We start from the raw sequence: 13,252 nt of genomic DNA, 5'->3' as shown, positions 1-13,252 counted from the left end.
ATACAACAATGACCAAACCTATCGTATTTAGTGGCGTACAGCCTTCTGGGGAATTAACCATCGGCAACTACCTTGGGGCATTGCGTCAATGGGTGAAAATGCAAGAGGATTACGAATGCCTGTTTTGTATCGTGGATCAACACGCCATCACAGTGCGTCAAGATCCGCAGAAATTACATTCCGCCACCCTTGATGTGCTAGCCTTATATTTGGCTTGTGGGATTGATCCTGAGAAAAGCACAATTTTTATTCAATCGCACGTTCCAGAACACGCTCAGCTGGCGTGGGTGCTAAATTGCTACACCTATTTTGGCGAAATGGGGCGTATGACCCAATTTAAAGATAAATCTGCACGCCACGCGGAAAACGTGAACGTCGGTTTGTTCACTTATCCCGTCCTGATGGCAGCGGATATTTTGCTTTACCAAACTAACCAAGTGCCAGTAGGTGAGGATCAAAAACAACATTTAGAAATCACCCGTGATATTGCACAGCGTTTCAACGCCCTTTATGGTGAGCATTTTGCTATTCCAGAAGTGTTTATTCCGAAAGCGGGTGCGCGCGTAATGTCCTTACTTGAGCCTGAGAAAAAAATGTCGAAATCAGACGAAAATCGCAACAACGTGATTGGTCTGTTAGAAAATCCAAAATCGGTGGTGAAAAAAATTAAACGTGCGGTAACGGATTCTGATGAGCCGCCTGTGATTCGTTATGACGTAAAAAACAAGGCTGGCGTGTCTAACTTGTTAGATATTTTGGCGGGGATTACCGGTAAAAGCATTGCTGAATTAGAAGCAGAGTTTGAAGGCAAAATGTACGGTCATTTAAAAACCGCCGTTGCTGATGAAGTGTCTGCAATGCTCACCCAGTTGCAAGAACGCTATCACCATTTCCGTAATGATGAAGCTTTATTGCATAAAATCGCTGCCGAAGGGGCAAAAAAAGCACAAGCACGTGCGAAAGCCACATTAGATGCGGTGTACAAAGCCATTGGTTTTGTTGCTCCTTAATTACTCCCTTTAAATTAGGCGAAAAACTCGCCTAATTTTCACCGCACTTTATATTAACTTATAAAATTAGTTTCATTTTCATATAAAGCTAGGTACAAGTTGCACAATAAATCAAACTAACCCTATAAAAATCGGAAAATACCTATCAATATAACAATATAAACAGGAAGGAAAATGCAATGACAACATTAGGTACAGCCCTCACCCCCAGAGCTACAAAAGTGATGATGTTAGGCTCAGGGGAGCTGGGGAAAGAAATGGTCATCGAATTACAACGCTTAGGCGTAGAAGTAATTGCGGTGGATCGCTATGAAAACGCACCCGCTCAGCAAGTGGCACATCGTGCTTATACCATTTCAATGCTTGATGGCGAAGCCTTGAAAGCATTGGTTGAAAAAGAACAGCCTGATTATATCGTGCCTGAAGTGGAAGCCATCGCCACTGAAACCTTAGTGGAATTGGAGCAAGCGGGCTTTAATGTCGTGCCGACTGCGAAAGCCACCCGCTTAACGATGAACCGTGAGGGCATTCGCCGTTTAGCCGCCGAAGAATTGGGATTGCCAACCTCTCATTATCAATTTGTGGACAACTTTGCCGATTTCCAAAGTGCGGTGGAAAAAATTGGCATTCCTTGCGTAGTGAAGCCCATTATGTCGTCATCGGGACACGGGCAAAGCGTCATTAGATCCCTTGATGAATTGCAACGGGCTTGGGATTACGCCCAACAAGGCGGACGAGCAGGCGGCGGGCGTGTGATCGTCGAGGGCTTTGTGAAATTCGATTATGAAATCACCTTGCTCACTGTGCGTCATATTGGCGGTACGTCTTTTCTTGCCCCTATTGGACATCGTCAAGAAAATGGTGATTACCGAGAATCTTGGCAGCCGCAAGCGATGTCTGAAGTGGCACTCGCTAAGGCACAACAAATTGCGGAGAAAATTACCACCGCACTTGGCGGGCGTGGGATTTTCGGAGTGGAAATGTTTGTGGCAGGCGATGAGGTGATTTTCAATGAAGTGTCCCCTCGTCCGCACGATACGGGTATGGTCACGCTGATTTCACAAGAGCTTTCCGAATTTGCCTTGCACGCCAGAGCCATTTTGGGGCTGCCAATCCCGCAAATCTCGTTGCTCAGTCCTGCCGCTTCCAAAGCCATTGTAGTGGAGGGGCAATCGCAACAAGTGCAATTTGGCGGTTTGGAAAAGGTGCTTGCCGAGCCTAACACGGACATTCGTTTGTTTGGTAAAGGTGAAGTCAATGGACATCGCCGAATGGGTGTGGTGCTGGCTCGCGATGAAAGCATTGAAAAAGCCTTGCAAAAAGTGGAACGGGCTTACGCACAGCTCCGCATTACCTTATAAAAACATTGAGCATTATTCTATAATGCTCATTTTTTATGCTTGAAACCCAACGGCTGAAACATAAAATAAAACGCTGTAAAAAAGCACCGCACTTAGTGCCAGCCCTTTTCTCGCAAGGGGGGCATTACGTTGATGACAGAGATAAAACACCCGTGCCATAATGCCTAAAAGAAAAGGATATACCCAAAAAAAGATCGACATTAACGTCATTTGGAGATCGGAAAGCTGGGGATTTTTAAGTAAATTGGGGAAAATCAGCAAGGCTAGCGGCCAAAGCAAAATGGGTAAGCAAAACATTGCTAACGCCCAAGTGAAGGGGGAAAAGCCGCTTGGCATTGATTGTTTTTTCATTTTTTCCTCAGGATTATCAACTTAAATTACAAAAAAGGAATATAGCAAATGCACCGTTTATTTGGTAGCGAAATCAGTAATTGGACATACCATTTTCGCGATTATATTTTGCAAAAATATAAGGTGGAATTAACCATCAAAGAAGAACAAACGGAACACGGGATAATGCTCGTTGCCTATGTGGATTCTCATTGCCCTGTGCTTGCTCAAATTGAGCAAGAACGCAACGAATTTTTGCGAAATCCTTTTGATTCGCGTTATGAGCAATCCAGTTGGCAAGCGGGGCAAGTAGAAAAAAGGGAAAAAATAAAATGGGCGAATTGGCTTCCTGCCCTCTCTTTCCTTGACGTTGGAAAAAAACAAAAATTCACGGTTTTTATTACCGCACTTTGTCTTGTCATCTATTTTTTCCAACTGATCGGTTTCGAGCTGCCTATTTTATTATTCTCCCATTATCCCGAAGATGCCATTCAGCAAGGGGAATTGTGGCGATATTTTAGCCATAGCCTTGTTCATCTTTCCCCTTGGCATATCACCTTTAATCTAGTGTGGTGGTGGATTTTTGCGAGGCAAATCGAACAAAAATGTGGCACAAGCCAGCTTGTCATATTATATTTAGTTTCGACTTTTCTCAGCGGATTTGCTCAAAATATGGCATCGGGTGCGGCATTCTTTGGGCTTTCGGGCGTGGTGTATGCGGTGTTGGGCTATGTGTTGGTATTAGATAAATTGAGCAATCAGCAAAAATTTCACTTACCCCAAGGTTTTTTCACTATGTTATTAGTGGGGATCGCGTTCGGTTTTGTCAGCCCGCTCATTGGCGTTTCAATGGGGAACACCGCCCATATTACGGGCTTGCTTACGGGCGTTGTGCTGGCATTGTTAAAAATTCGCGTTGGTAAAGCCTAAAATAACTTATAAAAAATATCAGGAAGAAATATGAAACAATCACAACGACATAAAAAAATTATTTCACTAGTTAAACAAAATGGTTATTTAAGCACCGAAGATTTGGTGAATTTATTGGGCGTTAGCCCGCAAACGATCCGCCGCGATCTCAATGAATTAGCGGAAAACAATTTAATCAGTCGTCATCACGGTGGGGCGGCGTCCCCTTCCACTTCTGAAAACTCCGATTATGTGGAACGCAAACATTTCTTCTCCACAGAAAAACGGCGTATTGCGGAAGAAGTGGCGAAACTCATTCCAAACGGGACATCTTTATTTATGGATATTGGCACAACCCCAGAAGCGGTGGCGAATGCCTTGTTAAATCACAAAAATTTACGCATTGTGACCAACAATCTGAACGCCGCTTATATCCTAATGCAAAATAAAAGTTTTGACATCACAATGGCGGGCGGTTCACTGCGACAAGACGGTGGTATCATCGGCGAAGCCACTGTGGCTTTTATCAAACAATTTCGCTTAGATTTCGGCATTTTGGGGATCAGTGCCATTGACAGCGACGGCACATTATTAGATTACGATTACCACGAAGTGCAAGTGAAACGGGCGATTATGGAAAGCTCCCGCAATACCATTCTTGCCACCGATCATTCTAAATTTAACCGCCGTGCAATGGTGTGTTTAGGCTCACTCGCCGAACTAAGCCACCTTTTCACAGACACCCCACCGTCGGAAAGTATCCGCCAATTATTAGAAGCTAGTAACACAGCGGTGCATATTTGTGAATAAAACGCACCGCACTTTATTCATAATAAAAAAGCGGAAGATAAGCTACCACTAGCTATCTTCCTCTGCTTTTTAATTAATAGACTTTGCTAATAACGTGATTGGGTGCAAACAAGTTACACTGGTGGACATATCAATTTGCCATTTGCAGGTTTCGCACTCGGAAATCACAAAATCAAATTGCCCTTCTTCAATATGCTCAAACAAGGTTTTACCAATGGCTTGGGAAACCTCATAGTTTTCTGCTTTAAAGCCGTAAGTGCCAGCAATACCACAACATTGGCTTGGTAGCATTACCACTTCAAGATCAGGAATTAATTTTAATAACGCAAGCGTATAAGGCGCCCAACCCGCTTTATCCACGTGGCAAGCGGTGTGATATGCCACTTTTAACGGCATTGATTTAAACTGCGGTGCGTTTTTACGTTGAAATAATTGATACAAATACTTCGTTACAATATTAATGTGTGGACGTACTTTTGCGTTATCCATTCCCAAAATATGATGATATTCATCACGTAAATTCATTGTGCAACTAGAGGACGTTCCCACCACATCAAGCTCTTGATTAATAATGGTCTTTTCTAGCTGAGCAAGGTTAAATTCCGCCAGCTGTTTGGCTCGTTTTGGAAAGCCATTCACGCTCAGTGGCAGCCCACAGCATTTTTCTTTTTCCAACAACAGCACGCCAATATCTAAGGCGTTGAAAACCTTGATTAAATCCTTACCAAGTTGTGGATTATTATAATTCACATAACAACCGTGATAGTACGCCACTTTGTCTTTGTAATAACGCTGACGTTCAAGGGCATTATTTTTATACCATTGACGGAATGAGCCAAAAGAATATTTCGGCAAACTGCGGTGTTGGCTGACTTTTAAGGTTTTTTCCAGTAAGAATTTCGTGGCTTTTAAGCCTGTAATGGTATTTACCACAGGGGCAAATGGTGTGTTGAGTTTGCCCATTATGTCCGTGTTACTTAGCACCGCATCGCGTAATTTATGAATGAGCGATTTTTTCTGTTCTTTCAAATGGTTATTTCTCGCCCGCACGATCAAATCGCCAATTTTTACATCAGAAGGGCAAGCCACTTCACAGCGTTTGCAGTTGGTACAATATTTCAGTGCTTCATCATAGAATGCGGCACTTTTTAGGCGAAAACGTTCCCCATCTGGGCCAGCTTGCTTCGGACCAGGATAAAGCGGATTTTGTTTTGATACTGGGCAAACCGCCGTGCAAGCCGTACATTTTATGCAACTTTCAAAACTGTTATCCACATATTGATGTGTGGGTGGCAAGGCGGCATTTTGTTTCGCATTTTCGATTAATTGTTGAATGTTCATTATTTGCCCCCTGCAAGAATCTGTTCTGCTACGGTGAGTGCGGTAACCACCGCCACGCCCGAGCTACAACCGAGTTCTAAATTATTGTAACCGCCAATCACTGAGCCGATAGCGTATAAATTCGCTAAAATCTCACTGCACTTTTGCACTTGGCATTTTTCATTAATTTTTACCCCCGCACTTTGATAAGGTTGCGGAGCAGAAAAGCGATCTCTTGTCCAAGAAAGGCGGTTGCCATTGTCAAAATCGCCGTTGCCGATAATATCGAGATCAAAAATAGGCTCGAGAACCCGCTCAAATTCCGCCACAATCCCCGAGCTAAAATAATGCCCCGAAGCCAGCACAAAATGCTCAGCATAAAGTGCATCATCTTGATGTAATTGCGTGTAAAGGGCTTTCACTTGGTGATCCTCAATATCCGCCCGCAACGCTTTGTCGCCATTGAGCATTACACCGCCCAACTTTTCAAAATGATCTCGCAGGGCTTTTCGCTGACGCATTCCCAGTAAAGAAGGCGGTAGTGTTGGCAGTTTAAATAAATTTAGCCCTGTCGCCTGTTTGAGGCTGTTGAAGAAATGGTTGTCGCTCATTCCAAAACAGGCGGGTAAAAACACCGCACTTGCGTTTCCTGCGGCTTGTTGGATCTCTCGCACTAACTCGCCGAACGCCAGTTTATGCTCCAGTACTTGGGAAATATTGACGCTACGAAATTCCCGTGCGTTGTTGCGAAGTTGGTCTAATTGCGGAATGTGCAAATAGCCAATGCTCACATCACAATGGGCAAATTGCAGATTTTGTTTTAAGTTATCCGCTAATAATTGTGGTTGGAAATCGTGGTAACCCTCAATGCCTAGCACTGCAATGCGTTTATGGGGAAATTCAGCTTGTGATAATGGCAAGGTTGGCACGCTGTTTGCCGAAAGCCAAGTGCGACGTAAACCGCCCAAAGGAGTAACACGGAGATGATTTTCTTTATGTGAGCCAATCAGATCCAAATTGAGCGATTGGGCTAATTGTTCAAAGTGTTCTGCTTTAGCAAGCACCTGATCTTTTCCCAATAAGGTATAGGGGTGATGTGGCACTTGTTCAGCAAAGTGCGGGTAAATTTCAGCGAAATTTTGCACCGCACTTCCGTTTGGTAGCTGACTGAGTAAATCTAACGAGCCAGAGGAAAAATCCATCGCCGCTTGTCCGTTGTTTACGATGGCACAATGTTTGCCTTGTTGTTGCAAGGCGATACCGCAGGTTAGCCCTGCCAATCCGCCACCGATAATAATCACATCAAATTTCATTGTTGTCTGTCCCCTGTGTGGCTTGTTCATCAAGTGGTTTAACATCATTCAAACCAAGTAAACTGTAATAAATCCAGCTGGTAAATTCTGCTTCACGCACTGCTTCTCCCCACGCAATAGGCTGAATTCCCCGCCAACGTTCTTCCATAAAAGAAGCCAGTTGCGTGGTGGATTGACGCGGGGTTGCTACTTTAAAACGTGCCATTAAGCCCGCCGCTCGACAAGCACAGAGTTCCGCTTGGCACGTTCCCATTCCTACACGGGTGCGGCGGCGTAAATCCACCAAGTTATTCACTTTGAGTTCATCAACGGCATAACGCACTTCCCCTGCACTTACCGCTTCGCATTCGCACACTAACGAGCGATCAAGGCGTTCTTTTTCTAATAATTTTGTGGCTCGTTGCCCGTGGCGATAAACCGCTGAAATTTTAATCGGGGTTGGGAGGGAAATAATTTGTTTGTAGGTTTCTTCTTGTGTTGTACCTGAACCCGGTAAAGGTTGGCTAGCAGTGATACAAGTGGCAGATTTATTGAGTTTTTTGCACACCAAGTCCGTTGCCCATTCTGCCATTAAACGATAGGTCATTAATTTCCCACCTGTGATGGTAACGAAGCCCTCTAAACCATCACGCTCAGCGTGATCCAGCAACACAATGCCACGGCTTACATTTCGCCCTGAGGGATCATCATCGGTCGCCACCAAGGGACGCACGCCCGCATAAGCACGCAGCACGCGGGTATGACGTAGGGAAGGGGCGAGTTTTTCCCCTTCACGGAATAAAATATCCACTTCTTCAGGTGTTACCACCATATTATCAATTTGATCATAAGGAATACGGCTTGAAGTCGTGCCGATCACGCAAATGGTATCACCCGGCACGAGAATATCCGCATCGGCAGGCTTGCGACAGCGGTTAATCACCAAATTATTAATACGATGCCCCATAATCAGCAACGCCCCTTTAGCGGGGAACATTCGGATTTTAAGATCCGCATATTCCGCAATGCCTTGCCCCCAAATTCCGCCAGCATTCACCACAACAGGAGCGAAAAACAAACGTTCTACTTTATTTTTATGATCGTAAACTTTTGTTCCAATTACGCGATCACCCTCGCGAATTAGCCCTTTTACTTCGCAATAGGTAAAAATTTTCGCCCCATTTTCACTGGCATCAAGCATATTTGCCGCGGTTAAGCGAAACGGATCGATAGCACCGTCAGGCACCACCACCGCGCCCACTAAATTCGGATTGACCGAAGGCTCTAAGCGTCTGGCTAAATCAGGCTCGATCGCCACCGCTTCAATGCCTGCCTTATCACAAGCGGTGAGAAAGGTTTTTTGATAGGTCAAATCATCTTCGGGTAAGGTGATGAACAGCCCTTTGGTATCTTCAATACAATGGCGAGCAATGTTTTTCAGGATCAAATTTTCTTGAATACATTCGCGTGCGGATTCTTCATCATTCACCGCATATCTCGCCCCGCTATGTAATAAGCCGTGGTTACGCCCTGTTGCCCCTGTGGCAATATCGCGGCGTTCTAATAACACGCAATCAATACCGCGTAATGCACAATCTCGTGCAATACCTGCCCCCGTAGCCCCACCACCGATGATAATGACATCAGTGCTGATCGGTGAAAAATCCCCATTTGATTGATAAAACTGAGGTGATATTGGCATAGTTCCCCCTCATAAAAATAAGCAAAATAAAGAATAACAATATAATCATACTCCAAATGTTTGTTTTAGAAAATAAAATGAGCAATTTTGTATCAAATAATGTAATAAAGATCACTGTTTAAATAAGTCAAGAAAAAATTTTGTTATATTTTTGTGACAAACATCACAACTTAACATTTCTCTGCTTTTCGTATTGGATTTTTTCTATATCATATCTATGGAATGTTCGTAAAAGAACGAACCTTAAATTATAAATAATAACAATTTGGAGAATTCTATGTTTGGACCATTTAAACCAGCTCCCCATATTGCGGAGCTGCCAAAAGAAAAAATAGATTCCACCTACAAACGCTTACGCTGGCAAGTGTTTATGGGAATCTTCTTTGGTTATGCAGCCTATTATTTTGTGCGTGCTAATTTCGACTTAGCACAAAAAGGGTTAATTGAAGCAGGACTTTATAATAAAGCAGAACTCGGTATTATCGGGACTGGTGCGGGTTTAGCTTATGGTTTGTCAAAATTCTTTATGGCGACCATCTCTGACCGCTCAAATCCGAAAGTTTTCTTACCTTGTGGCTTATTACTTTCAGGTTTATGTATGACCCTAATGGGCTTGATGCCTTGGGCAACATCAGGCATTTTGGTCATGTTCGTGATGATCTTCCTTAATGGTTGGTTCCAAGGTATGGGGTGGCCGCCGTGCGGACGTACAATGGTACACTGGTGGTCGAAAAATGAACGTGGAACCATCGTATCCATTTGGAACTGTGCTCATAATGTTGGAGGAATGGTTCCAGGTGCGATGGTATTACTTGCTGGTGCTATCTATTTTAGTGAACACGGTGTGCAAGCTACGGCAAAAGATGTTTGGCAACAAGCTCTCTATTATCCGGGTATTGCCGCGATGATCGCAGCTATTCCAGTGTTCTTAGTAATGAAAGATACGCCTCAATCTTGTGGTTTACCTGCCATTGAAAAATGGCGTAATGATTACCCAGATGACTACAACGAAAAAACCTACGAGAATGATCTCAGCACAAAAGAAATTTTCGTTACTTATGTGTTAAAAAACAAATTGTTATGGTACATCGCCATTGCTAACGTGTTTGTTTATCTCATTCGTTATGGCGTATTGAAATGGTCGCCAGTGTATTTGGGTGAAGTGAAACATTTCAATATCAAAGGTACGGCGTGGGCATACACCATTTATGAATTAGCGGCGATTCCGGGAACACTTATCTGTGGTTGGGTATCGGATCACCTATTTAAAGGTAAACGTGGTTTAACGGGTTTCATCTTTATGATCTTAACGACCATTGCAGTAGTGGCATTATGGTTAAACCCAGCAACGCCTGAAGCTGAACTCGCACAATATGCAGGCAAAGCTTGGTATGAAAACCCATATCAATTAACTGACTTTATCTTAATGACCACTATCGGTTTCTTAATTTATGGTCCAGTAATGTTAATTGGTTTACACGCTCTTGAACTTGCACCGAAAAAAGCGGCAGGTACAGCAGCAGGTTTCACAGGCTTATTTGGTTATCTCGGTGGTACAGTTTCTGCTTCAGCCGTTGTGGGTTGGGCTGCGGAATACTACGGTTGGGACGGTGGTTTCTATGTAATGATCACCGGCGGCATCTTAGCTGTATTATTACTCTTAATCGTAACCATTCAAGAAGCGAAACATAAAGCTACATTAAGCGATCACTACGGTAAATAGTGAATAATCAGAAAGGAAGCGCAGCAATGCCCTTCCTTTTTTATTGATAAAAATTCGGTGAAAAAGCACCGCACTTTACTAAAAGGAGTTTTTATGACATTCAAATTAAAAAAATTAGCCCAAGTTGTTGCCTTATCCACCTTAGCGTTCACTTGTGTGCAATCGGCAAATGCAATGCCGACTATGAACAATAATGAAAAACTTGTTATCGCTCACCGCGGAGCAAGTGGCTATTTGCCTGAGCATACACTAGAAAGTAAGGCCCTCGCATTCGGGCAGAAAGCGGATTATTTAGAACAAGATTTAGCGATGACGAAAGACGATCATTTAATCGTGATCCACGATCATTTTTTAGACGGGCTAACTGACGTGGCGAAAAAATTCCCTGATCGTAAACGCGCAGATGGGCGTTATTATGTGGTGGATTTTACGCTTGCGGAAATTCAATCGCTCAATATGACCGAAAATTTCAAAGTGGTAGATGGTAAACAGGTACAGGTTTACCCTGATCGCTTCCCAATGTGGAAATCCCATTTCAAAATTCACACCTTTGAAGATGAAATCGAATTTATCCAAGGACTAGAAAAATCCACAGGCAAAAAAATTGGGATTTACCCTGAAATCAAAGCCCCTTGGCTACATCATAAAGAAGGGAAAGATATTGCCAAAGCGACCTTGGAAGTGCTGAAAAAATATGGTTATACGCAAAAATCCGATCGCGTTTATTTGCAAACCTTTGATTTTAATGAGCTTAAACGCATCAAAACTGAGCTAATGCCAAGTCTAGGAATGGCTCTTAAATTAGTCCAGCTTATCGCCTACACCGATTGGCACGAAACGGAAGAAAAAAATCCGCAAGGCGAATGGGTAAACTATGATTATGGTTGGATGTTCAAAGATGGTGCAATGGCTGAAGTGGCAAAATATGCAGACGGCGTAGGGCCAGGTTGGTATATGCTAATCGATCAAGAAAATTCCACCAAAGATAAGGTGGTTTAGGTTTACACTCCATTGGTGCAAGAGCTAAAAAAATACCAAATGGAACTACACCCTTACACCGTCCGCAAAGACGCCTTACCCGCATTTTTTACGAACGTAAACCAAATGTACGATGCCTTGCTAAACCAAGCTGGTGCGACAGGAATATTTACTGACTTCCCTGACACCGCCGTAGAGTTTTTGCATAAGCAGTAATTCAAATTAACACCATTTAATACAACAAAAAGGTGGTGTAATAGTAAAACCTCAACACAGGGGCGTAGCCTTATGCCCCTGTCATTGGATGAATGATTTCAGCCTATGAAAATAAAAAAAGGGGCTGTCCTAGATAACTAGACTAAACTCCCTTTAACCAATTGTTTTAAAATAGAAATTTGACTTTTTATGTTGCTGTAATTAAAACGCCATTCACATTCCTTTAAATAAAGCTCAAAATGCGCTTTTGGGATACCATTAAATTTGCGTAAATGGCGTTTTGCTTGGCTCCAAAAATTCTCAATTCCGTTAATGTGGTTATGATTTTCAGCAAAATGTGTGCTGTGATTGATACGAAAATGACTAAATTCACTCACATCAAGCACGTCATAACTACGATAATTATCGGTGTAAACAATACTATCAGGCTTTACCTGCTCCCGAATAATGGGTAACAAGGTGGCAGATTGCGTATTTGGAACCGCAACGGTATAAACCTTGCCATTGCGCTTGAGAAGCCCGAATACCGCAATTTTCCCTGCCGCACCACGACCACGTTTGCCTTTGCGAGCACCGCCAAAATAACTTTCATCGGCTTCAATTTCACCTTCAAACATCTCTAAGTGAAGGCTGTTTTGATAGATGAGTTGGCATAAACGATGAAAGTAATATGCGGCAGTCGTTTTGTTTACATTGACTAACTCTGCTGCTGTCCTTGCAGTAACACCTGCAACAAATAGCTCAATGAGTTTATTTTGTTTGTGCTGACTTAGACGACTTTTTCTCATTGGTTCATTCTAACCTAAATAGATTTTTTAGTTGTTATCTAGGACAGCCCCTTATTTTAATGTTAATTTTGTTTATAAAAAAGCCCACCTGTTACAGTGGGCAACCTTAGGAGTATGTCTGCACGGGGTTTAACGCCTTCCGTGTGGGCGTATTAGTTGTTCAACCTTGATTTAGCGACTTCAATCAAAAGCTGATATTCTCGTTTTGTTTTTTCATCGTGAACTTCCGCGGATTTTTTCAAAAACTCCTCAACAGAGCCACTAAAACAGCCTCTAGTAGCCCACAATACTCCTTGCTTAGTTTTAAATACGGTTAATGTGCCGTACTCCGTACCCACGTTTGAAAACCAGACAATATCAGATCTTTCACACACCACGGCATTACCGGACACCTCGGCATTACCGGACACCTCGGCATCACCGTACACCTAGGCATCACCACTCTGATCTAAGTTTGACTCTTTCTCGACATATCCACCCAAATCACCAGCACTAACGCTGATTGATGCGATTGCTACTAAAGCTTTTATGCGATAGAGTTTAATTTTAGTTGTAAATCCGATCTCGATATATTCATCGGTTAATTCATATTTTTTCATTGAGTTTCTCCTTTCTCATTCAAAACCACACTCAAAGCCACGAGGAAAAAAGACTAAAAACGAGCGACTAAGAATGCGGTTTTGAATGAGTGCTGTCTCTCCAAGCTGTCACGCCCTTATAGCCGCGTTTGCTAGATTATTTTTTCGTTAATTCCGCTTTGGTAGTTACCTCGCCCTTGCTTCAACATTCCTTTCAACCTCACTACGAGTCATC

General features: G+C 43.0%; 12 protein-coding genes and 1 pseudogene. 6 read left to right on the top strand and 7 right to left on the bottom strand.

Features of this window, described 5'->3' with window-relative positions; all coding sequences use genetic code 11:
• The first annotated feature begins 8 nt into the window (after window positions 1-8).
• Together trpS and purT are read left to right on the top strand one after the other, a co-directional pair.
• The gene (gene trpS / locus DXZ23_RS10540; protein WP_017807310.1) at window positions 9-1,010 is read left to right on the top strand and encodes a tryptophan--tRNA ligase; all 1,002 of its coding nucleotides are present in this window, start codon (window positions 9-11) and stop codon (window positions 1,008-1,010) included.
• A 179-nt stretch (window positions 1,011-1,189) separates the two neighbouring features.
• Window positions 1,190-2,371 carry a formate-dependent phosphoribosylglycinamide formyltransferase gene (gene purT / locus DXZ23_RS10535; RefSeq protein WP_017807311.1) on the top strand — a complete coding sequence of 394 codons (1,182 nt, stop codon included), beginning with the start codon at window positions 1,190-1,192 and terminating at the stop codon, window positions 2,369-2,371.
• A gap of 33 nt (window positions 2,372-2,404) precedes the next feature.
• On the opposite strand, the gene DXZ23_RS10530 is transcribed toward purT, so the two are convergent.
• Entirely contained in the window at window positions 2,405-2,722 is a 318-nt protein-coding gene (locus DXZ23_RS10530) for a DUF5389 domain-containing protein (RefSeq protein ID WP_017807312.1), read from the bottom strand.
• Between the two features lie 48 nt (window positions 2,723-2,770).
• Between DXZ23_RS10530 and DXZ23_RS10525 the strand changes: the two genes are divergently transcribed.
• Together DXZ23_RS10525 and DXZ23_RS10520 are read left to right on the top strand one after the other, a co-directional pair.
• Window positions 2,771-3,631, top strand: a complete 861-nt coding sequence (locus DXZ23_RS10525; RefSeq protein WP_017807313.1) for a rhomboid family intramembrane serine protease — start codon at window positions 2,771-2,773, stop codon at window positions 3,629-3,631.
• A gap of 30 nt (window positions 3,632-3,661) precedes the next feature.
• Window positions 3,662-4,420, top strand: a complete 759-nt coding sequence (locus DXZ23_RS10520) for a DeoR/GlpR family transcriptional regulator (protein ID WP_017807314.1) — start codon at window positions 3,662-3,664, stop codon at window positions 4,418-4,420.
• 69 nt (window positions 4,421-4,489) lie between these two features.
• Here the strand turns inward: DXZ23_RS10520 and glpC are convergent, their stop codons facing one another.
• From glpC to glpA, 3 genes are read right to left on the bottom strand one after another with little or no spacing between them, the layout of a single operon-like run.
• Window positions 4,490-5,761: an anaerobic glycerol-3-phosphate dehydrogenase subunit GlpC gene (glpC, locus tag DXZ23_RS10515; protein WP_021723617.1), complete on the bottom strand. Its 1,272-nt coding sequence runs from the start codon at window positions 5,759-5,761 to the stop codon at window positions 4,490-4,492.
• Window positions 5,761-7,053: a glycerol-3-phosphate dehydrogenase subunit GlpB gene (gene glpB / locus DXZ23_RS10510; protein ID WP_017807316.1), complete on the bottom strand. Its 1,293-nt coding sequence runs from the start codon at window positions 7,051-7,053 to the stop codon at window positions 5,761-5,763. The genes glpC and glpB overlap by 1 nt, the downstream gene beginning before the upstream one ends.
• Complete coding sequence (gene glpA / locus DXZ23_RS10505) at window positions 7,043-8,734, bottom strand: anaerobic glycerol-3-phosphate dehydrogenase subunit A (protein ID WP_017807317.1); 1,692 nt, start codon at window positions 8,732-8,734, stop codon at window positions 7,043-7,045. Before glpA ends, glpB begins: the two co-directional genes overlap by 11 nt.
• Before the next feature lie 277 nt (window positions 8,735-9,011).
• Here glpA and glpT point away from each other — a divergent pair, with 277 nt between their 5' ends.
• Window positions 9,012-10,457, top strand: coding sequence for a glycerol-3-phosphate transporter (gene glpT, locus DXZ23_RS10500; protein ID WP_017807318.1), 1,446 nt, complete (start codon window positions 9,012-9,014; stop codon window positions 10,455-10,457).
• Window positions 10,458-10,550: 93 nt separating this feature from the next.
• Window positions 10,551-11,651: pseudogene (gene glpQ / locus DXZ23_RS10495) on the top strand (glycerophosphodiester phosphodiesterase).
• A 137-nt stretch (window positions 11,652-11,788) separates the two neighbouring features.
• Here glpQ and DXZ23_RS10490 read toward each other — a convergent pair.
• The 3 genes from DXZ23_RS10490 to DXZ23_RS16150 all read right to left on the bottom strand — a co-directional run bounded on the left by DXZ23_RS10490 (window position 11,789) and on the right by DXZ23_RS16150 (window position 13,038).
• Window positions 11,789-12,439 (bottom strand): IS1595-like element ISHpa1 family transposase, encoded by a 651-nt coding sequence (locus DXZ23_RS10490; protein WP_017805439.1) that lies wholly within the window; start codon window positions 12,437-12,439, stop codon window positions 11,789-11,791.
• Window positions 12,440-12,591: 152 nt separating this feature from the next.
• Window positions 12,592-12,867 (bottom strand): hypothetical protein, encoded by a 276-nt coding sequence (locus tag DXZ23_RS16155; RefSeq protein WP_341871906.1) that lies wholly within the window; start codon window positions 12,865-12,867, stop codon window positions 12,592-12,594.
• On the bottom strand, window positions 12,868-13,038 hold the full coding sequence (locus DXZ23_RS16150; RefSeq protein WP_021723613.1) for a hypothetical protein: 171 nt from the start codon (window positions 13,036-13,038) through the stop codon (window positions 12,868-12,870).
• Between the last annotated feature and the right edge of the window lie 214 nt (window positions 13,039-13,252).

Origin of the sequence: Avibacterium paragallinarum, assembly GCF_900450705.1 — a bacterium.
GTDB classification, from domain to species: Bacteria; Pseudomonadota; Gammaproteobacteria; order Enterobacterales; family Pasteurellaceae; genus Avibacterium; species Avibacterium paragallinarum.
The sequence above is the reverse complement of the archived record's forward strand: the minus strand, read 5'-3'. Positions and strand labels throughout refer to the sequence as shown.